At 74.5% G+C, this 19,423-nt stretch carries 19 protein-coding genes and 1 riboswitch; of the genes, 9 read left to right on the top strand and 10 right to left on the bottom strand.

What is annotated here, in order from left to right:
• Positions 1–107: 107 nt before the first annotated feature.
• The 3 genes from MCM47_RS03040 to MCM47_RS03020 all read left to right on the top strand — a co-directional run bounded on the left by MCM47_RS03040 (position 108) and on the right by MCM47_RS03020 (position 4,434).
• On the top strand, positions 108–2,177 hold the full coding sequence (locus MCM47_RS03040; RefSeq protein WP_238740670.1) for a thiamine pyrophosphate-binding protein: 2,070 nt from the start codon (positions 108–110) through the stop codon (positions 2,175–2,177).
• Positions 2,178–2,272: 95 nt separating this feature from the next.
• Positions 2,273–3,316, top strand: a complete 1,044-nt coding sequence (locus MCM47_RS03030; protein WP_255751716.1) for a histidinol-phosphate transaminase — start codon at positions 2,273–2,275, stop codon at positions 3,314–3,316.
• A 224-nt stretch (positions 3,317–3,540) separates the two neighbouring features.
• Positions 3,541–4,434: an SDR family oxidoreductase gene (locus tag MCM47_RS03020; RefSeq protein WP_238740666.1), complete on the top strand. Its 894-nt coding sequence runs from the start codon at positions 3,541–3,543 to the stop codon at positions 4,432–4,434.
• Positions 4,435–4,619: 185 nt separating this feature from the next.
• Here MCM47_RS03020 and MCM47_RS03015 read toward each other — a convergent pair whose 3' ends face one another.
• From MCM47_RS03015 to MCM47_RS03005, 3 genes are all read right to left on the bottom strand, one after another.
• The gene (locus tag MCM47_RS03015; protein WP_238740664.1) at positions 4,620–5,687 is read right to left on the bottom strand and encodes an AraC family transcriptional regulator; all 1,068 of its coding nucleotides are present in this window, start codon (positions 5,685–5,687) and stop codon (positions 4,620–4,622) included.
• A gap of 259 nt (positions 5,688–5,946) precedes the next feature.
• Complete coding sequence (locus MCM47_RS03010; protein ID WP_238740662.1) at positions 5,947–6,450, bottom strand: hypothetical protein; 504 nt, start codon at positions 6,448–6,450, stop codon at positions 5,947–5,949.
• A gap of 73 nt (positions 6,451–6,523) precedes the next feature.
• A complete protein-coding gene (locus MCM47_RS03005; RefSeq protein WP_238740660.1) occupies positions 6,524–7,579 on the bottom strand; it encodes a hypothetical protein in 1,056 nt (351 codons plus the stop codon).
• Between the two features lie 299 nt (positions 7,580–7,878).
• Between MCM47_RS03005 and MCM47_RS03000 the strand changes: the two genes are divergently transcribed.
• Together MCM47_RS03000 and MCM47_RS02995 are read left to right on the top strand one after the other, a co-directional pair.
• On the top strand, positions 7,879–8,211 hold the full coding sequence (locus MCM47_RS03000) for an antibiotic biosynthesis monooxygenase (RefSeq protein WP_238740658.1): 333 nt from the start codon (positions 7,879–7,881) through the stop codon (positions 8,209–8,211).
• Positions 8,212–8,393: 182 nt separating this feature from the next.
• A complete protein-coding gene (locus tag MCM47_RS02995) occupies positions 8,394–8,828 on the top strand; it encodes an NUDIX domain-containing protein (RefSeq protein WP_238740656.1) in 435 nt (144 codons plus the stop codon).
• Between the two features lie 259 nt (positions 8,829–9,087).
• Here MCM47_RS02995 and MCM47_RS02990 read toward each other — a convergent pair whose 3' ends face one another.
• Positions 9,088–9,519 (bottom strand): NUDIX domain-containing protein, encoded by a 432-nt coding sequence (locus MCM47_RS02990; RefSeq protein ID WP_238740654.1) that lies wholly within the window; start codon positions 9,517–9,519, stop codon positions 9,088–9,090.
• A 497-nt stretch (positions 9,520–10,016) separates the two neighbouring features.
• A complete protein-coding gene (locus MCM47_RS02985; RefSeq protein ID WP_238740652.1) occupies positions 10,017–10,211 on the bottom strand; it encodes a hypothetical protein in 195 nt (64 codons plus the stop codon).
• A gap of 90 nt (positions 10,212–10,301) precedes the next feature.
• On the opposite strand from MCM47_RS02985, the gene MCM47_RS02980 reads away from it, so the two are divergent.
• The 4 genes from MCM47_RS02980 (at position 10,302) to MCM47_RS02965 (ending at position 12,859) form a co-directional block, all read left to right on the top strand.
• Positions 10,302–10,565, top strand: coding sequence for a hypothetical protein (locus tag MCM47_RS02980; RefSeq protein WP_238740650.1), 264 nt, complete (start codon positions 10,302–10,304; stop codon positions 10,563–10,565).
• Positions 10,566–10,766: 201 nt separating this feature from the next.
• Positions 10,767–11,657, top strand: coding sequence for a helix-turn-helix domain-containing protein (locus tag MCM47_RS02975; protein ID WP_238740648.1), 891 nt, complete (start codon positions 10,767–10,769; stop codon positions 11,655–11,657).
• 148 nt (positions 11,658–11,805) lie between these two features.
• A complete protein-coding gene (locus MCM47_RS02970; protein WP_238740646.1) occupies positions 11,806–12,228 on the top strand; it encodes a hypothetical protein in 423 nt (140 codons plus the stop codon).
• A gap of 1 nt (position 12,229) precedes the next feature.
• Positions 12,230–12,859: a hypothetical protein gene (locus MCM47_RS02965; RefSeq protein ID WP_238740644.1), complete on the top strand. Its 630-nt coding sequence runs from the start codon at positions 12,230–12,232 to the stop codon at positions 12,857–12,859.
• A gap of 49 nt (positions 12,860–12,908) precedes the next feature.
• Here the strand turns inward: MCM47_RS02965 and MCM47_RS02960 are convergent, their stop codons facing one another.
• The 5 genes from MCM47_RS02960 to MCM47_RS02940 all read right to left on the bottom strand — a co-directional run bounded on the left by MCM47_RS02960 (position 12,909) and on the right by MCM47_RS02940 (position 18,938).
• Entirely contained in the window at positions 12,909–13,763 is an 855-nt protein-coding gene (locus MCM47_RS02960; RefSeq protein WP_238741495.1) for an ECF transporter S component, read from the bottom strand.
• A gap of 41 nt (positions 13,764–13,804) precedes the next feature.
• Positions 13,805–15,418 (bottom strand): ABC transporter ATP-binding protein, encoded by a 1,614-nt coding sequence (locus MCM47_RS02955; RefSeq protein ID WP_238740643.1) that lies wholly within the window; start codon positions 15,416–15,418, stop codon positions 13,805–13,807.
• Positions 15,415–16,539: a CbiQ family ECF transporter T component gene (locus tag MCM47_RS02950; protein ID WP_374209056.1), complete on the bottom strand. Its 1,125-nt coding sequence runs from the start codon at positions 16,537–16,539 to the stop codon at positions 15,415–15,417. The genes MCM47_RS02955 and MCM47_RS02950 overlap by 4 nt, the downstream gene beginning before the upstream one ends.
• 168 nt (positions 16,540–16,707) lie before the next feature.
• Positions 16,708–17,415, bottom strand: coding sequence for an SCO2322 family protein (locus tag MCM47_RS02945; protein WP_374209075.1), 708 nt, complete (start codon positions 17,413–17,415; stop codon positions 16,708–16,710).
• A gap of 206 nt (positions 17,416–17,621) precedes the next feature.
• Positions 17,622–18,938, bottom strand: a complete 1,317-nt coding sequence (locus MCM47_RS02940) for a prenyltransferase/squalene oxidase repeat-containing protein (protein WP_238740640.1) — start codon at positions 18,936–18,938, stop codon at positions 17,622–17,624.
• Between the two features lie 113 nt (positions 18,939–19,051).
• Positions 19,052–19,116: riboswitch (cobalamin riboswitch) on the bottom strand.
• Positions 19,117–19,423 lie beyond the last annotated feature (307 nt).

Raw genomic sequence — 19,423 nt, 5'->3', positions numbered from 1 at the left:
GTGGGGACACGGGGACGGCCGGCTGTTCCGGCGTGCACGGGAACGACGGGGAGGCCGGCCGGACCGGCCTGACGGGGGACCAACGGGGAGAGAAGGCAGGGGGAGAGATGGCAGGGCCAACGACGAGGACGACGAGGACGACGGGCACGACGACGGGGACGACAACGGGGACGACAACGGGGACGACGGGGGCGACGGCGACGGCGCCGGGGGCCGCCGCGGCGTCCGACCGGGCCGGGTCGGCGGCATGGTCGGCGACAGGGGAGGACCGCGCGGGAGAGACCGCGGCGACCGCGGCCACGGTCGCCGACGCGCTGGTCACGTCGCTGCGCGACTGGGGCGTGCGGTACGTCTTCGGCGTCAGCGGCGCCAACATCGAGCATCTACACGACGCGATCCGCCGCCTCGGCCGCGGCCGGCTGGCCTCGGTGCTGGCCCGCCGCGAGGACGGCGCCGCCTTCATGGCCGACGGGCACGCCCGGGTGCACCGCACGCTCGGCGTCTGCTGCTCGACCTCCGGCGGCGCGCTGGTCAACCTGGCGGTCGGACTGGCCGAGTCCTACGCGGAGTCCGTCCCGGTGCTCGCGCTGGTCGGACAGCCGCCGCAGGCGCTGGCGGGCAAGGGCGCGTTCCAGGACGGCTCCGGCATCGGGCGGACGGTGGACTCCGCGCTGCTGCTGTCGGCCGTCACCAAGCGCACCGTGACGCTGACCGACCCGGAGCGGTTCTGGGACGAGCTGGCGGAGGCGGCCCGCACCGCCCTGTCCGGTCGCCCCGGCCCGGTGGCACTGCTGGTGCCCCGGGACGTCTTCGAGCGGACGGTCCCCGAGCGGCCGGCCGACTGGCCGTCCGCGCCGGAGGAACTGGTCGAGCGGCCCGAGGTGGACGAGGACGAGGTGCGGGCCCTGTTCGACGCGCTGCGGGAGGCGCAGCGGCCGGTCGTACTGCTGGGGCACGGCGTGCGCCGCAGCGCGGACCGCGACGCCGTGGCGGAGTTCGTCCGGGAGGCGCGCATCCCGGTTGCCACCACCATGTCGGCGCGCGCCGAGTTCTCCAACTCCGACCCGCTGTTCCTCGGCGTGGCCGGTGTGGTGGGCCACCCCTCCGCGCACGCCGCGGTGCGGGACTCCGATCTCGTGGTGGCCGTCGGCGCGGGCCTGAACGCGATGACCCGGGGCCCGCTCGGCGATCTGAGCGGGGACCGCCTGGCGGTGGTCAACATCGACCCCGGGGAGGCGTCCCGTGCGGCCTCACCCGGGCTGGTGGTGCGGGCGGACGCCGGCGCGGCGGCGCGGCGGCTCCTCGAGCTGCTGCGCAAGGAGCCCTTCCAGGCGGAGGAGTTGGCGGGCTACCGGCGGACGAGGTTCCGCCCGCGGCTGGCACCCGGGCTCGACCCGGCGCCGGTCGGTGGCGGCCTGCTGCAGAGCGAGGCGATCGCCGCGCTGACCGCCTGGCTCCCCGCCGAGGGCCACCTGGTGCTGGACGCGGGCAACTGCGCGTCCGCCGCGATCCACCTCAGCGACGTGCCCGACGGGACCAGCTCGACCATCGCGCTCGGTGCGGGCGGCATGGGCTACAGCCTCGGCGCGGCCGTCGGTGCCCAACTGGGCTCCGCCGCCGGCGCCCGCACCGTGGTGATCCTCGGCGACGGCGCGTTCCTGATGAACGGCCTGGAGGTGCACACCGCGGTCGACCTGCGGCTGCCCGTCCTGTACGTGGTGTTCAACAACGCCATGCACGGCATGTGCGTGACCAGGCAGCAGACCTACTTCGAGTCCCGGATCGAGTCGGTGCGCTACGCGCCGGTGGACATCGCCACGGTGGCGCGCGGCCTCGGCGGCCCGGACCGCCTCTGGGTGGCGAGCGTCGACAGCCGGGAGGAGCTCGACCGGGCCCTGGCCGAGTACGCGGCCCGCAGCGCCGCGGCCCCCGACGGGACCGGCCTGCCGGGGCTGCTGGAGCTGCGGCTCGCCCGGGAGGAGGTGCCGCCGTTCACGCCGTTCCTGCCGCTCGACGAACCGACCTACTTCGTCGACGAGGCGGTGGCGCCGGTGGCGGTCACGGTGCCCGCACCGCGCTCGGCGGCGGCGGACCGCTCGGTGGCGGACCGCTCGGTGGCGGACCGCTCGGCGGCGGACCGCTCGGTGGTGCCGGGCCGGACGGGGGTGTCGGCGTGAGCGAGGGCTCCGGCGGGAGCGGGGGACCCGGCGGGAGCGGGGGACCCGGCGGGCCCGGGGGTGCCGGCGGCAGCGGGGGAGCCGGGAGCGGCGGGCTGACGCGGGCCGAGCTCGACGCCGTCCCCTCCTACGTGGTGGACCCGATCCCCGAGCGGAAGATCAACCTCAGCACCAACGAGGTCCCGTTCGGCCCGCTGCCCGGCGTGGCCGAAGCCGTCGCGCAGGCCGCCGCCACGGTGCACCGCTACCCGGACATGGCCGCGACCGAGCTCCGCGACGCCCTGGCCGCAAGGCACCGGGTCGCCCCGGAACGGCTGGTCACGGGCGCCGGATCCGCCGCGCTGATCGAGCACCTGGTCCGGGCGACGGCCGCCGGCGGCGGCGAGGTGGTGCACCCCTGGCGCTCCTTCGAGGCCTACCCCGTGCTGATCGCCGGGGGCGGCGGGCGCTCCGTCCCCGTGCCCTGCACCCCGGACCACCGGCACGACCTCGACGCCATGCTCGCCGCGGTGACCCCGGCCACCCGGATGATCCTGCTCTGCCACCCCAACAACCCCACCGGCGTGGGCCTCACCGGTGCCGAGCTCGCCGACTTCCTCGACGCCGTGCCCCCGCACCTGGTGGTGGCGGTGGACGAGGCATACCGGGAGTTCGTCAGCGACCCGGCCCTGCCGGACGCCCTCGTCGAGCACGGGCACCGCCCCAACGTGGTGGTGCTGCGCACCCTGTCCAAGGCCTGGGGGCTGGCCGGGATCCGGCTCGGCTTCCTGGTGGCGAGCGCGGCGGTGGCGACGGCCGTCCGCAAGGTGGTGACCCCGTTCTCCACCAGCGCACTCGCCCAGGCGGCGGGGCTGGCGGCCCTGCGGGCCGAGCCGGAGATGTTGCGCCGGGTCGGCCTGGTGGTGTCCGAGCGCGACCGGGTGGCCAAGGCGCTGTCGGCGTGGATCGCCGGGATCCCGGCAGGCCAGGCCAACTGCGTCTGGCTCCCGGTCGGGGAGCGGGCGGTCGAGCTCGCCCGGGCGTGCGAGGACCGCGGGGTGCTCGTCCGGCCGTTCGCGGGCGAGGGCGTGCGGGTGACGGTCGGGACCAGCGAGGAGAACGACGCCTTCCTGGCGGCGATCGCGGAGGTGCTCGCCTGATCGCTCTCCGACGAGCGGAGTGATCTGTGCCGAGCTGTACCGAGTCGAGCTGTACCGAATCGAACCGAGCTGTACCGAACCGAGCTGTACCGAACCGAGCTGTACCGAACCGAACCGAGCTGTACCAAACCGAACCGAACCGAACCGAGCCGATGGCGACCCGACGCGATCCCGCGGTCGGTCGGCTCACTCTGCCGTGAATGTGTGAAGGGAAGGAACGAGTAATGACTGTTCTTGTCATCGGCGCGACGGGGTTCCAGGGCGGTGCCGTGGCCCGGCTGCTCGCCGAACAGGGCCGGCCGGTGCGCGGTTTCGCCCGGACCGCCCCGACCGCGGACAAGGCCGTCCCCGGTGTGGACGTCGTCACCGGCGACCTCGGGGACGCGGACTCCGTGCGGAAGGCCTTCGCGGGCGTCACCCACGCGTCGGTCGTGATCCCCCAGGTCTACGACCGCGACACGGTGGTGCGCTTCGCGCGGAACGTCGCCCGTGCGGCCCGCGAGGAGGGCGTCGAGCGGCTGGTCGTGAACGGCAACACCCGCGTCCCCGCGCAGCGCACGGAGTTCACCGGCTTCGAGACCCGGCGGGAGGCCGAGCAGATCCTGCTGGAGTCCGGCGTGCCGACGACCGCGCTGCGCCCGCCGATCTACCTGGACAACCTCTACAGCCCCATCGCCGGGCCCGCGCTGGTCAACGACGGCGTGCTGGCTTTCCCGGTGCCGCCGTCGGTGCGGATCGCCTGGCTGTCCCACGAGGACCTCGCCAAGGCCACGGTGGCCGCCCTGACCACCGCCGACCTCGCGGGGAGGACGATCGACCTGGGCGGCGCCGAGCTGCTGACCGGCCCCGAGCTGGCCGAGCGGTTCACCGCCGGCCTCGGCCGCGAGGTCCGCTACATCCCGCTTCCGCCCGAGCAGTTCGAGGCCGGGCTGGCCCAGGCCTTCGGACCGGAGACCGCGGCCGGGATCGCCGGCACCTACCGCTGGGTCGCCACCGAGGAGGGGGCCGGCCTGCTGGAGTCCGACCCGGCGGCGGTGGAGTCGGCGTTGGGCATCCGGCTGACCCCGGCGGTCGATTGGATCGCCGCCCGCGACTGGCAGGTCTGGGCGGCGCGCTGAGGCGCAGAGCGGTGCCGTGAAGCGCCGCGGGCCCCGAGCACTCGGCTGCTGGGGGCCCGTGGCCGTTCCCCTCCGGGCGGCCCTCCGCCGGCTGGGCATGAGTCCTGCACCGTGCCTGCACGGGATCGGAGCCCGGGCGGGAGCCGGGACGGTGTGCGGCGCTCGGGACGGTCCGCGGCCCTCGGTCAGGACACCGCGCGGACCGTCGGGCCGTGGAGGCCGGGGCCGTGGTGGCCGGGGCGACTGTCCCGGTACTCGCCCGGCGGCATCCCGAACCACTTGCGGAAGGCGAGGTGGAAGCCGACGCTGCTGCGGTAGCCGACCGCCTCCGGAATGACGGACAGGGCCCGGTCCGTCTCCGTGAGCAGGCGGGCCGCCTCCCTCATCCGGCGGGCGGTCAGGTGCCGGCCGGGGCTCTCGCCGACCAGATCGCGGAAGGCCGCGGTGAACGCCGTCCGGGACATCCGCGCCTCGCGGGCCAGCCGTTCGACCGTCCACGGCTCCTCGAACCGGCCGTATACGGCGAGCAGCGCCCGGCTGATGCCGGGGTGGTTGAGCGCCCGCATCGCCGGATAGTCCTCGGCCAGGCGCTTCGCCGCCTCGCCGCGCAGTGCCAGGCCGAGGGCCAGCACCAGAGCGGTCTCGAAGCCCCGCACGCTGATCAACCGGCGCTCGCCGGGGTCCCCGTCGGGCTCCGCGGACAGCGCGTCCAACGTGTGGTGCAGCAGCGGCTGCCGTCGGACGAGGCTGCGGTCCAGCACGATCATCGGCGGCAGCGCTCGGTACAGCGCGGACTCGCCGACGGAGTTGTAGGACAGGCCGCCGCAGAGCATCCGGGTCTCCGGTCCGGGACCGGGCAGCCGTACCACCCCGAACCCCTCGGACGTCCCGGGCGGCACCGGAGCGGGGGCCGCGTGGGCCGCCACGGGGCGCTCGGCCGTCCGGCCGGCCAGGACGGTCGGCAGCGGCACGGCCTCCCGTCCGGGCCGGTCGCTCAGCGCGTGCGGAGCTCCCCACGGGAAGATCGCCAGATCGCCCTCGCGCAGCACCGAGCTGCGCAGGTGGAGTGCGGCGCCCGGCAGTTCGACCTCGTCGGCGAGCGTCGCCCAGCACGAGCCCTCGACGATGTAGTGGAGCACGGCGCAGTTCTCCGCCGGGCCGCGGATCCCCCAGGGCGCCCGAACGCGCCAGTGGGTGTGGAACGCCCCCTCCAGACGGAGCGAGCCGAGCAGTTCGCCGAGTACGTCGTCCATGAGTCCAGTCCCCCCGGCCACAGGCTACTGCGGACGGGGGCTGCTCCTCATTGCGTAAGCTTTAAAACCCGGCTGGCGCGGTGTTGCACAGCATGACGCACCGTCAATTTGGCGTCGGATGCACCGGATTGCGGCCGAGGCGTCGCCGCTGGCGGGACTCGCGCTCCGGGGAGCGCCGGGAGTGCGACCGCCCGCACCGCGGCAGGGTGCCGCGGTGCGGGCGGTCGGGGTGCAGGTGCCGGGTACCGCTCGGCCGACCTCAGTCGAGGCGGACGTGACCGCCGCGGTTCAGGTAGTCGACCATGCCCCAGGAGGCCTCGTTGTTGCGCAGGTTCGAGGTCAGGCTGCCGCCGCGGCCGGCCGGGACGTAGTTGGCGTCGCCGTAGAACCACGGGTAGACCCAGACGCCGATGGTCCCGCTGCTGGCGTTCTCGACGGATGCGGCGTTGTTGCGCACCTTCTGGCCGTAGCCGGCCGAACCGTACTGGTCCTTCTTCCAGAAGGTCTCGGAGATCTCGCCGTCCTGGAGGCCGTACTCCATCGTCATCGCGCCTTCGGCGCTCGGCGAGTAGTAGATGCAGAAGGTGACGCTGGCGCCGTTGCTGTCCTGGCAGCGGACCGGCGAGGACCAGGTGCTCCACCCGTTGATCCAGGTGACGCTGTCGGCGTTGGCCGGGCCCGCGCCGGTGAGCATGGTGGTGCCGGCGACGGCGAGGGCTGCCGCGCCGGTGGCCAGGCGGCGGCCTGCGGACTTGAGCTTCATCGGTGTGTGGCTCCTTCACTCGGTGGTGGTGTCGGGCGGCCCGCGGAACCGGTCCGCGGGCGGGGAGAGGTGGTCAGAGGGCGGGCGGCGCGGCGGAGGACCAGTCGTGGTCGAGCAGCCGCCCGAGCGAGCGGACCTCGGAGTCGAGCGCCGCTTTGACGGTCGCCAGGTCCTTCGCGTGCCGACCGATCGCGGCGTTCTGCAGGGTCGACTCGGTGGCGAACCAGACGCCGATCAGGTTGGTGCGGCGCTTGCAGTCGACGTCCGCCACCGCCTGGGCGATCTCGCCCTGACCCGGTGCCGGGTCCTTCATCGACGGCACGGCGGCGGGCGCCTGCAGCGGATCCGGCAGGTCGAAGCCGTGCTCCTTCATGCAGCCGGTCCAGGCGGCGGTTGCCGCGGCCACCTCCGGAGCGGACTTCGACTCGGTGAAGCTCCCCGACTTGATCTCGGTCACCGTGCCCTGCGGGCCGTTGCCGGGCCCCTGCGGGCCGCCGGCCGCGCCCGGCATGATCCGGTCGAGCTCCGCGAAGCAACCCCCTTCGGGCAGCGGCTTGCCCTGGTACGAGGTCGCCCGGGTGCCGTGCTCCGGGTCCACGCCGAGCAGAACGGTCCGCGCGGCTACGGGCAGTGCGGCCAGCGCGACCGGCTGCTCGGCCGCGGTGGGTGCGGAGGCGGTCAGGGGGACGTGGTAGCCCCAGTGGGCGGCGGCGTCCGGGTCGGTGATGCCGTAGCGGCGGTTCATCGGGGCGTAGGTGCGGACTGCCGTGTCGCCCGGCCCCGGCTTGGCGGGCACGGGGTAGTCCAGCCCGTACCGCTTCATGCAGGCGCCGGTGGCCGCCTTGCGGACCCATTCGAACTGCACCGACTGATAGGGCGTCAGCATGTACTGTTCAATGGGAAGATGGAGATCGTCCACGCCGGTGCCCGCCGACGGTGTCGCCACCGGTGTGGTCGGCGGCACGACGATCGGCGCCGCCGCGGGCGGGCCGCCGGCGCAGCCGCTCAGCGTGGTGAGGGCGGCGAGGGCGGCGAACGTCGCGAGCAGCCCGGTGCCCGGGCCGACGGCGCCCGGCGCGCGGCCGGACGTTCGGCCGCGGGCAGTCCTTCCGCTCCGGCTCAAGGGCATGGCGGATCGCTCCTCGGTTCTGGGGCTGGGGTTCGGCCGGTGCGGCTCGATGCGTCGCGCCCGGCGGGGCCCGGTCGACGCCGGGCGGTGGCCCAGCCTAGGTGCCCGATCCGGACGGATCGCCGAAGTTCGATCCCGTGGGACGGAGCAGATCTCGTCCCATCGCGGTGACCAGCGCTTTGAGACGTCACGCAGCTCCGAAGTGGAGACGTCCCACGGTCGCCGGCGTCAGGTGTAGGAGACTGCTCGCACGAACAGAACCGGGATTCGCCGAGCCCCGGTGGATGAGGAGGCGCGTCGTGTCCGTCGTGAAGATCAACGTACTGACCGTTCCGGCCGAGCAGCGGGCGGAGCTGGAGAAGCGGTTCGCGTCGCGGGCCGGGGCCGTCGAGAACTCGGACGGCTTCGAGTGGTTCGAGCTGCTGCGTCCGGTCGAGGGGACGGACCAGTACCTGGTCTACACCCGCTGGCGCAGCGAGGAGGACTTCAAGGCCTGGATGGAGGGCCCCATGCAGGCGGCTCACCGCCAGGGCCCGCCGGCCGCCGAGGGCGAGGCGCCCAAGCGGCCCGCCGCGTCCGGCTCCACCCTGTGGTCCTTCGAGGTCGTCCAGTCCGCCGGCCCCAAGGCCTGAGGCTCCACCCACCCGGCGCGCCCGGACACCCGTCCGGGGCGCGCCGGCGTCGGTTCGAGGAAGGGGCGGCCCGACGACCGGCACGATCAAGCTTCTCGCTCTGGCATCGTGACCAGGATCTGGAAGTGGCCGAGCGACATCCGCGCGGCCATCGAGATCAGCGACCATCACGAGGAGCTGCTGTGACCGTCACCTCCCCCGAGTTCGTGGCCGGCCTGGCGGCCGACGCCGAAGCCGCTGGCATCACCAGCCTCGTCGTCGGCGCCGTGATCAATTACGACGGCCGGGTCCTGCTCGTGCGTCGCAACCCCGACGACTACATGGGCGGGATGTGGGAGATCCCCTCCGGAACGGTCGAAACCGGGGAAACCGTCCTGGACGTCCTTCACCGGGAGACGGCGGAGGAAACCGGCCTGGCCATCGAGCAGGTCACCCGCTACATCGGGCACTTCGACTACCGGAACAGCCGGGGCGGCATCACCCGCCAGTTCAACTTCGCCGTCACCGTGGAGAGGACCGAACCGGTCGTCCTCACCGAACACGACGCCTACCAGTGGGCACTCCCGGCGGACCTTCCCGAGGTCAGCGACGCAGTCCGCAACCTGATCGCCCCCTGACCCAGAGCCGCCCCCCCCCGGAAGCTGCGCGGCGCGGCTCGCCTCTCGGCGCTCCGAGAGTCGGGCCGCGCAGGTGTCAGTGGCGGCGTCCAATTGAGGGCTACTTACCACAACGACCAGGCGCACAAGGCGCGTTGTCACACGCGCCCCTGATCACATTCAGCACCCGTCTCCGGCGAGGCCATATGCGCTGGTCGGTGTGGGTGGCGCGTGCTCCCGGGTGGCCGGGCCGGTTCACCGACCCGGCCACCCCTTGCGGTTACCTGGCGGCGAGGAGTTCCCCGCGCTCGACGGCGTTTCGCAGGACGGCCGCGATCTCCTGGGGCAGCAGGTTGACCGCGTCGAGGGCGTCGGCGGTGAGGGGGATCTCCTCCAGGAGGTATTCGCCGCGGCCCTCCTGGCTGAACTCGGGGCCGGTGCGGTCCTCGAAGCTCCACTTCTCGATGGTGGCGAGGTAGAAGTCCTGGCGTTCGTCGGAGGTCTCGATGGTGTGAAGGACCCTGACGATCTCGGCTTCGCCGGCCATCTCCTCACGGACCTCACGCCGCACGGCGTCCTCGGGGCTGGCGTCGGTCGGTTCGATCTTGCCGCCGACGATCACGCAGTACGGGTCGATGCCGGGGCGGATGCGCTTGATCAGCAGCATGGTGTTGTTCGGGGTGAGGAGGACGGCGCGGACGCGGTGCTGCATGGTGGTCTGTCTCCTGTTCGGTGGGACGGGCCGGTCAGTGGAGGAGCCAGCCTCCGTCGACGTGCAACGACTGGCCGGTGATGAAGGACGTGCTGGGACCGGCGGGGAAGCGACCGCGGCGGCGACATCCTCGGGCCGCCCCCGGCGCCGGACGCACTGGCGGCGGATCTGGCCCTCCGGGCGTGCGCGGCGGTGGGCGGGCAGGTCGTTCTCCGCCTCGACCTGGATGGCTCCGGCTACGACAGTGTTCACGCAGATCCCGGCCGGTCCAAGTTCCGCCCTTCACCGGGAGACGGCGGAGGAGACCGGCCTGGCCATCGAGCAGGTCACCGGTTACATCGGGCACTTCGACTACCGGAACAGCTGGGGCGGCACCACCCGTCAGTTCAACCTCGCCGTCACCGCAGCGACGCAGTCCGCAACCCGATCATCCCCTGATCCAGAGCCGCCCCCCCTTCACCCGGCGCGCCCCGGGACCTGTCCGGGGCGCGCCGGTGTCAGTTCCGGCCGTACTCGCGGATGTGGATGGCTTTGGAGCGCCAGGGCTCGGGGATTTCGTCGGCGGAGGCCAGCCGGAGCATCCACGCGAGCTGATCGGCGAAGTACTGCCAGTAGGGAGTGCCGGCCTCGGTGCCCTTGTCGAAGACGAGAATCGGGCCGTCCGTGCCGCGCTTGCCATGGCCGTAGAGCATCACGCGTAGCTCGATCCTGCTGCCGTCGCCGACTACACCGACGCCGCGTTCGCGATCGGACTGCGGTCGCCGGGACTGTTTCGGCAGGAGGTGTGGGCCGGCTACGACCGGTTCGGCACCGGGCGTTTCGAGGTCTGGGACGGCGGGTCGTACGCCCACTGCCGCCTCGCCGACTGGGACGGTAAACACGCCGTCTCCCAGTCCGGGCCTCGCAACCTGTGGGACGAGCTGACGGCGGCCCACGCCTGGTGGCGGCGCCAGGGCTCACTCGGACTGACCCGCTTCGGCCTGACGGTCACCGTCGCGGGCGAACACCGGGTGTGGCTCGACGAGCCGGGTCATATCGTCGGCTGACCAGCTGATAAGGGCGCACCCCGGGCTGTCGGCCGGGGTGCGCCGCTCGGGTTCGGGGTGCGCGCCGGGTGGGGTGCGCTTGCGCCGCCCGATCGGGTGACACGAAAGGGAATTGAGTGCCCGGCTGCGGCATTACGGTGACGATTGCGGCGCGGGTGCTCGGAAGGGTGCCCCGTGTTCGACGAACAATGAGCCCCGGCGGTGCTGGAACACCCCGGGGTATGGCACCAGGAACGAGACTCCCGAATGCACATTCATCGTATCCCCCGGCATGCGCCCGGGTACACGATCCTCGACAACGGGCATGTCGTCCGGAAGCACTCGCTGAGTTGGGCCGCACGCGGGCTGCTCGGCTACCTGCTCAGCCTGCCCGACGGCTCCCGCGAGGACGTCCGCACGCTCGCCGCGAAGAGCGTGGAAGGGCGCGCGACCGTGGCCCGCGCGCTGCGTGAGCTGGAGGAGGCCGGGCACTACATTCGCCGGACGCACCGCGACCCGGTCACCGGCCAGGTCCGAACGGTGGTCTCCGTCCACGAGGTGCCCGTGACGGGCAAAGCCGTTCACGCAATGCCGCCGCTTCCCGTACCCCCGGCCGCCGGTCGGCCCGGAGCTGGTCCCTCGGGCGGCGGGATCGCGGGAAGCCCCTCCGTAAAGGAAGCGGTGAAGGATGCGGAAGAACCTTCCGTCCCTCCGTCCGAGGAGCCGACGGTGAAGGTCGCGCCGCCTCGCCCGTCGCGCACGACGGAGGGCATGGCACTGTTGCTCGAACTCGGCTGCCGCAACCCTCGGTTCGCCCTGGCCGGCAAGCCGTTGAGTGATCAGGCCACCCGGGTGGAGGGCCTGCTCGCGGGTGGCTGGACCGCGGACGCGCTCACGAGCATCCTGGCCGCGCCACTGCCGGAGAGGATCACCCACAGCGTCGGGGCGATCGTCTCGGCGAGGCTGGCGGCGGTGCCGCCGAGCCCGAGGCGCGAGCCCGTTGCCGCCGCGCAGGTACCGAGCGCCGTCGGCCATGAGTGTCCCGGGCGGGACGGCCTCTGCGGGCGGCCGGTGGCCATGGCCGGAAGGGTGTGTCCGGCGTGCGGGGGGTAGCGCCGTAGGGGCGCCGGTCGGCGCCGATCACTCGTTCGGCCAGCACCGGGCGTTCGGCCTCACTACACTGGGTAGGTCTGACTGGCAGTCAGGAGTTGTCCCGGGGCTCCGGCCCCCTTGAGTCGGCCGGGCCGAGTGAAGGAGCGCCATGCCACACTGGCAGAGCTTCCTGTGTGGAGCTGTGGGCGGTGGGCTGATCTTCCTCGTCTCCCTCTACCGCCACCTCCAGACCAGGCGACAGTGGCCTTGGCACGTCAAGAACGGGCCCACCTTCGGGATATATCTCACCGGCGAACTGATCCGCATCATCCTCGGCGCCATCGTCGCGTGGGGGCTGGCTGCGTCAGGTCCGCTCGGGACGTTGGGCGCACTGATGGCCGGAGCGGGCGCGCCGGCCATCCTCGAACAGTGGCAGCGCATGGGTCCGCAGGTGGCAGCCGCCAGCCAGCTGGACGGCGACACTCCTGCCAGGACCCCCCGTCAGGCCACGAGGACGTCGCGCGGGCGAAAGCCTGCGGCAGAGGCCCCCGAAAGCCTGTCCACATCGACGGTATCCGAAGGTGGTGCGTGAAATGGCTGCGAAACTCTCCGATGCCCTGGCAAGGCGTGGGCCCGGCTACGAAGTCGACACCGCGGACAGCTGGTCCATGCCGCGGAACTCCCGAATCGGGCAGCTTCTCGATGCCGTCACGCACAGCGGCCCGGGGTACTCGCCGGCCTCGGCGCAGGAACTGCTCGAGAGCCTCACCGCAGAGCGGCAGGCCAAGGCGCACCTCGCGGAGTTCCTGGCGGAGTCCGTCAAGAGACTCCTGGCGTTACAGGAGCACATGGAGGGGCGGCAGTCCGGCGACGCCCAGAGGTGTGAATTCCATCGGGCCAAGTTCAGGGAGGGGCTCCGCAATCTCAATCTCTTCTTCGACCTGGAGTTCCAGTCGATCCTGCGCGAAATGAGAGAGAGCGCCGGGCCACTGGACCTTCGGCAGCGCTACCTGATCGCGCGGTTCTCCAGGCTGCACCGGAAGACGAGTGCGCTGATCAAGGAGCTCGAAGACGAACTGAAGAAGCAGGAGAAGGTCCCCGACTGTCCTGCCGTGCCGATCGGCGGTGTCGCCGGACGAGTCCTTCCTCGCCATGGTTCGGTGAGTGCAACCCGGCAGGTCAACCGTTCGCTCGCGAGCCTGCTGAACTCGGCGGTCCGGTAGCGGGTTCAGGCAGCGAACCGGGGGCCCTCCGGCCGACGGGAGAGCCCCCTCACGCCTCCGGCGGGTCGAAGGTCGCCGGGGCGTTGAAGGCGGCGCGGCGGGTCGCCCGGCGCAGGGCGCGCAGGACGGAGGTGCCCAGGGTGAGGCAGAGGACGACGGTGAGCGCCGCCCGGGGCAGGTCCCAACCGAGCGAGGTGGCCAGGCAGTAGGCCGTGAACCGGACCAGGTTGGCACTCACCGGGTCGCCCGGGACGAACGAGATCGAACCGGCCAGGCCCGCGATGTAGGGCCAGCCCTGGAGGTTCATGATCGTGCCGTAGAGGAGCGAGGCCACGGCCCCGTACGCCGCGAGCATGACGAGCTCGCCGCGGCCGCGCAGGGTGGCGGCGCCGGGCAGCAGGCCCGCGCCGAGGCAGACCCAGCCCATGGCGAGCATCTGGAACGGCAGCCACGGCCCGACCCCGCCGGTCAGCAGGGCGGACGCGAACATCGACAGCGAGCCGAGGACGAAGCCGAAGCCCGGCCCCAGCACCCGCCCGGCCAGCACCATCAGGAAGAACATCGGCTCCAGCCCGGCCGTCCCGGCGCCGAGCGGCCGCAGTGCGGCACCTGCGGCGGCGAGGACCCCGAGCAGGGCCACCGACTTGGCGTCCAGGCCGGGCGCGCCGCCGCCCGCCGAGCGCCCCTCGGAGATCTGGGCGACGACGACGGCGAGCAGGAGGGGCAGCAGGAGGGCGAACAGCCACGGGGCGTCGGTCGCGTGGCCGACCAGCGCGGAGTCGGTGGCGGCGAGCAGCGGCCAGCCGAAGCCGGCCACGCCGACCAGCGAGGTGAGCGCCAGCACGGCGATCGAGCGGCGGCCGAGCGGGACGGGTCGGGCGAGCCGGCGGCGGGTGGCGGCGATGTCGTCCGCACCGGGGGCGTCCTTCGGGTGGTCGGCGGCGGTCACGACGGCTCGACCTCCGCCAGGGCCCGCTCGACCTGGTGCACGGTGAGCCACGGGCCCGGGGCGAGCACCTTGGCGACCTGCGGTGCGAAGGCCGGGGAGGAGACCACCACCTCCGGCGTCGGGCCGTCCGCGACGATCTCGCCGTCCGCCATGATGACCGTGCGGTGGGCGAGTTCGGCGGCCAGCTCGACGTCGTGGGTGGCGAGCAGGACGGTGTGGCCCTCGGCGGCGAGCGTGCGCAGGATCTCGACCAGCCGGGCCTTGGCGGCGTAGTCCAGACCGCGGGTCGGCTCGTCCAGCAGCACCACCGGCGGGCGCGCGGTGAGCACGACGGCGAGCGCGAGGGTGAGCCGCTGCCCCTCGGAGAGGTCGCGGGGGTGCGCGGCGTCGGGGACGCCGGGCAGCAGCCGCTCGACCAGGGCGCGACAGGTGCCCGGGGCGGCGCCCGCATCGGTGTCGGCGGCGGCGCACTCGGCGACGACGCTCTCCCCGTACAGCAGGTCGCGCGGGTCCTGGGGGACGAGGCCGACCCGGCGGATCAGTTCGGCGGGCCGGGTGCGGTGCGGCGTGCGGCCGCCGACCCGGACGCTGCCGGACGCCGGGGCGTGCAGGCCGACGAGCGTGCCGAGCAGGGTGGACTTGCCGGCGCCGTTGCGCCCCATGAGCGCCGTGATCTCCCCCGGGTGGAGGGCGAGGTCCACGCCCCGCAGGGCCGGCACCGGGCCGCGCCTGACGACCAGGCGTTCGGCCTCCGCCACGGGTGCACCGGTGGTCGACGGCACGGCGCCCGGCTGCAGGCCGTCGAGACGCGTCCGCAGCGCGGCGGCCTTGCGGCGGGCGTCGCGGACCGAGAGCGGCAGCGGACGCCAGCCGGCCAGCCGGCCGAGGCCGACGACCGGCGGGTGGACGGGGGAGTGGGCCATCACCGCGGCGGGCTCGCCGAGGACGGGCGGCTCGCCGGGGGTCAGCAGCAGGACCTGGTCGGCGTACTGGACCACCCGCTCCAGCCGGTGCTCGGCCATCAGCACGGTGGTGCCGAGGTCGTGGACCAGTCGCTGCAGCACGGCCAGCACCTCCTCGGCCGCGCCCGGGTCGAGCGCGGACGTGGGCTCGTCGAGGACCAGCACCCGCGGGTGGGCGGTGAGCACCGAGCCGATGGCCACGCGCTGCTGCTGGCCGCCGGAGAGGGAGGTGAGCGCGCGGTCGCGCAGGTCGGCGAGGCCGAGCAGGTCCAGCGTCTCCTCGACCCGCCGCCGCATCACGTCCGGTGCCAGTCCCAACGACTCCATGCCGTAGGCCAGTTCGTCCTCGACCGTGTCGGTGACGAAGTGCGCGAGCGGGTCCTGGCCCACGGTGCCGACCAGGTCGGCGAGTTCGCGCGGCCGGTGCTCCCGGGTGTCGCGGCCGCCGACGGTCACCCGACCGTGCAGCACGCCGCCGGTGAAGTGCGGGACGAGGCCGCTCACCGTGCCCAGCAGCGTCGACTTGCCGGAGCCGGACGGGCCCACCACCAGGCAGAGTTCGCCCTCGGGCACGGTCAGGTCGACGCCGCTGAGCGCCGGGGCGGCGGCGTCGGAGTACTGCACGGAGACCTGCTCGAAGGTGATCACGAAACCCTCCGGGGCGGATGCGGGGCGGCGAACGCCGGGACGAGGCCGGTCAGGACGGCGAGGACGGCGGCCAGGGGCAGGGCGGGGGCGGTCGGCGGCACGACGGTGGGGGCGAAGGCGGCCGGGTCGACGCCGGCGAGCCAGATCGTCGACGCGGCCACCGCGGCGCCGGATCCGGCGGTCAGCCACTCGGGCAGCGCCCACGGATCGGGGCGGTAGCGGGTCCGGACCGAACGGCGGCTGCCGAGCAGCAGGCCGGCGGAGGCGGCGGCCAGGCCGAGCAGCAGGACCGGCACCGCCCAGCCGGCACCGCCGGCCGTGAGCAGCCCGTACGCGGCGAGGCAGATCCCCAGCAGGCCGGCCAGGGTGAGTAGGGCGGTGGTGCGGGCCAGGCTCCGCGGGACGTCGGCGGTGCGGCCGAAGCCGCGGGTGTCCATGGCGGCGGCGAGCGCCACCGAACGCTCCAACGCGCCCTCCAGGACGGGAAGTCCGACGCTCAGCACGGCGGCGATGCCGCGGTCGGTGCGGCCGCGCAGGCGGCGGGCGGCGCGCAGCCGCCGGACGTCGGCGACCAGGTTGGGCGCGAAGGTCATCGCGACCACGACGGCCACGCCCGCCTCGTAGAGCGCGCCGGGGAGCGTGCGCAGCAGCCGCGCCGGGCTGGCGAGGGCGTTGGCGGCGCCGACGCAGACCAGCAGGGTGGCCAGCCGCAGGCCGTCGTAGAGCGCGGCGAGCAGGCCCTCCAGGGTGACCCGGCCGCCGATGCGCACGCCCTGGGCCCAGTCGGGCAGCGGTACCTCGGGGAGGGTGAGGAGGACGTGCGTGCCGGGAACCGGCGAGCCGAGCAGCACGGCGAAGACCAGGCGGATGCCGAGCACCACCAGGCCGAGCCGGAGGAACGCGCCGTAGGAGCGCGACCACGGCGCATCGCCGCGCCGGGCCGCCACGACGTAGCCGGCGACGGCGGCGAGCAGGAGCAGCAGGAGCGGGTTGGTGGTCCGGGTGGCGGCCGCGCCCAGGCCGAGCGCCCACAGCCACCAGGCCCCGGGGTGCAGTTGGCGGGGGCCTGCGGGCGGGCGTCGGGTGGCGCGGGGCGGGCCGGAGACGCGGGGTTCGGTCACGGGAGAGCGGTCCAGGGTCGGGTACGTGCGGGGCTGGGGCCGGTGCGGTGGGGGACGGGTGCGGGCGGGGCTGCGGCCGGTGCGGGCGGTGCCGTTTCGGAGCAGGAAGTCGGGCGGCCCGACTTCCTGCTCCAGGGGACGCTCCAGGGGTGGGGCAGCGGGCGCCGCTCAGCGCCGGCGGCGGGCCTGCACGACCGCGCCCGTGGCCAGGACGGCCACCAGCGCGGCGCCGGCGATCAGGCCGATGTCGGGGCCGGCACCGCCACCCCCGCCACCGGCCGCGGTCCCGCCTCCGCTCCCCGTGCCGCTGCCGCCGGCGGCCTGTGCGGTGGGCTTGTCGGCCGCGCCGAGCCGGTCGCCGCAACCGGACTTCGGGTAGCCGGCGATGGCGCAGAGCAGGCCGTTGGTGTCGTACCGCAGGGGCGGGGCGACGGTGGCCAGCACCTCTGCCGAGCTGGCGTCGGCGGGGACGACGGCGCACGCCGTCCGGGGCTCGGGCGGGGTCTCGCCGGCGGCGTCCGCGGCGGTGCCGAAGTCCAGGACCACGGCGACCCGCTTGCGCCCGGACCGTTCCGGCGTGCCGCCGCAGATCGTGGCGAAGTCCCCGGGGCCGCCGGGCCGGGCGGCGTCCCGGCCGCCGTCCGGGCTGACCGCGAAGCGCCACCCGTCCGTGCCGCCGTCCTGCGGCACGTACACGGCCGGGCCCTGCTGCTGGTACGCCCAGGCGCCGTCGGACCACTTCCAGAACGACCAGTACCGGTATCCGGCCCCGGCCGCCTGAGCCGCTGCTGCCTGAGCCGCTGCTGCCTGAGCCGCTGCCGCCCGAGCCCCGGCAGCCCGAGCCCCGGCCGCCTGGGCCGGGGCCGCGGCGAGCACCAGCAGGATGAGCAGCCCGGTGAGCACTCCGGCGGCGAACCGGACGACCGCGGGCGTCACCCGCCGGCAGCGCCGCTGCCCGTCGGGCGCCGACAGCTCACCCGCCACCACCGGGCGGGACGCTGCAGCCGGACCGGACGCGACGCCCGGACCGGACGCGACGCCCGGGCCGGCCGCGGCGTCCGGCCCGGGGGTGGCGGGGCCGGTCACAGCTTCGGGCCGCGCTTGCGCTGGAGGCTGAGCACCAGGCCGCCGCCGATGCCGATCAGCAGGCCGACGCCGATCAGCCACCACTGCCCGATGCCGCCGTCCTTCTTCTCCTCCTTGGCCGGAGCCGACGACGCCGCAGCGGTCGGGGCGGCCGAGGTCGCCTTGGGCGCCGGGCCGAGGGCGGTCAGCTGCGCGACCAGGTCGCCGCCGAACGAGGCCGGGTCGCGCTGGGCGGCCTGGGCGACCATCAGCAGCGTGGCGGTGGCGGCGGCGTCGGTGCCGCCCTTGGTCCAGGTGCCGCCCTCCTTGGCGAGCCAGTCCACCGCGCCGGCGGCCTGCTGCGGGTGGCCGCCCTGGATCAGGCCGAGCGCGGCCCAGGCGGTGGCCGTGTAGTCGGGGGCCGGCGGGGCACCCGGCGTGGTCAGCACGAGGTGCTGTCCGCCCGCCGCGAGCTGCGCGGTCAGGTAGGCGCCGACCGCCTCGGCGGAGTCGGCGTGCGCGACCGGCGCCCCCGCCGGAGCCGACCCCTGACCCGAAGCCGGCGTCGCGGCCGAACCGTCGGTGCACGACAGGGCCTTGGGCGCGGCGTCGGTCCGGTTGGTGTTGGTGACCGGCAGCTTCCCGCCGGCCGCGGCCAGCGCGGCCTGGCCGGTGGCGAGCGCGTTCGCCCCGAGCGCCCCGTCCGGCTTGGGCTGGTACGCGAAGGCGCCGCGCTGGTCGGCGGGGGCGGCACAGCCGAGCTGGAAGAGCGCCAGCCCGTCGAAGGCGTTCTTGCCCGCCTTGGCGACGCCGGCCGGGTCGGCCTTGGCGGCGAACAGGGCGTTCACGGCCAGGCCGGTGGAGTCGGCGTCGCCGGGGCTGCCGGGGTTGTAGGCCCAGCTGCCGTCCGCGTTCTGGTTGGCCTTGAGCCACTGGACGCCCTTGTCGACGGCGTCCTGGTGCCCGCCGAGCGCGATCAGGGCCTGGACGGCGACGGCGGTCGCGTTGCTGTCCTCGGTCTTGGCGTCGCACGCGGCCGCGGTGTCGGCCCGGAACGACGGCCAGCCGCCGTCCGCGCACTGCTGGCCGGTGAGCCAGGAGACGGCCGAGTCGGCGGGCGTCACCTTGGCACCGGCCAGGGCGGTGAGGGCGAGCGACTGCCGCCACACCCCGTCGTAGGTCGGGTCGCCCTTGCCGTACAGGCCTTCGGGGGCGGCGGGGGCGGCGGGGGCGGCGCTCGGGGAGGGGCTGTCGGCGAGGGCCGGTGCGGCGGCGGTGCCGGTCAGCAGCGCAGCGGTCAGGGCGGCGGCGCCCAGGCGGGCGGCGGTGAGCATGGTCGGTTGAGCCTTTCGGTGAGCGGTGTGGTGGCCCGTGGGCCGATCCGTAGTCCTCGACGGTGCCGGGCGCTGCTCCTGCCCGGACTGGCCGCTCGCTTCGCCCCGGGCACTCCGACTCGCCCGGCCGTCCGGCGCCGGGCTCACGGTTGCGGGTCAGTGCCGGATTCGCACCGGCTTTCCCCGGGGGAGAAGCGGGATGGAGTTGTCCTGCGCGTCGACTCTAGCCGCCGCGCGGGGCCCGTCGGACCGACGTGGTCGAGAACACGTTCCACTCGCGGCTCCGCGCGGTCCGGCGCGTCGGGCCGGCCGCGGCCGTGGGGGCGTTCGAGGCCCTACCCGGGCCCCGTCGGGGGCCGGTGCCGGGCGGTGCCCAGCGGGGAGACCCCGGGAAGAGGTGACGGAGGGCCGGGGGAGGCGCGGTGGAGGAACGGCGTGCGGGCCCGGCCCCGAACCGGCGCGGGGCCGCCCCGACGGAGCGCGGC

The sequence above is a fragment of the Kitasatospora sp. A2-31 genome (assembly GCF_022288725.1).
GTDB lineage: Bacteria > Actinomycetota > Actinomycetes > Streptomycetales > Streptomycetaceae > Kitasatospora.
The sequence above is the reverse complement of the archived record's forward strand: the minus strand, read 5'-3'. Positions and strand labels throughout refer to the sequence as shown.

Coding starts and splice junctions, on each gene's coding strand:
- MCM47_RS03040 (WP_238740670.1), top strand. CDS start 108: ATGGCAGGGCCAACGACGAGGACGACGAGGACGACGGGCACGACGACG.
- MCM47_RS03020 (WP_238740666.1), top strand. CDS start 3,541: ATGACTGTTCTTGTCATCGGCGCGACGGGGTTCCAGGGCGGTGCCGTG.
- MCM47_RS03015 (WP_238740664.1), bottom strand. CDS start 5,687: ATGGACGACGTACTCGGCGAACTGCTCGGCTCGCTCCGTCTGGAGGGG.
- MCM47_RS03010 (WP_238740662.1), bottom strand. CDS start 6,450: ATGAAGCTCAAGTCCGCAGGCCGCCGCCTGGCCACCGGCGCGGCAGCC.
- MCM47_RS03005 (WP_238740660.1), bottom strand. CDS start 7,579: ATGCCCTTGAGCCGGAGCGGAAGGACTGCCCGCGGCCGAACGTCCGGC.
- MCM47_RS02990 (WP_238740654.1), bottom strand. CDS start 9,519: ATGCAGCACCGCGTCCGCGCCGTCCTCCTCACCCCGAACAACACCATG.
- MCM47_RS02985 (WP_238740652.1), bottom strand. CDS start 10,211: ATGCTCTACGGCCATGGCAAGCGCGGCACGGACGGCCCGATTCTCGTC.
- MCM47_RS02970 (WP_238740646.1), top strand. CDS start 11,806: ATGCCACACTGGCAGAGCTTCCTGTGTGGAGCTGTGGGCGGTGGGCTG.
- MCM47_RS02965 (WP_238740644.1), top strand. CDS start 12,230: ATGGCTGCGAAACTCTCCGATGCCCTGGCAAGGCGTGGGCCCGGCTAC.
- MCM47_RS02940 (WP_238740640.1), bottom strand. CDS start 18,938: ATGCTCACCGCCGCCCGCCTGGGCGCCGCCGCCCTGACCGCTGCGCTG.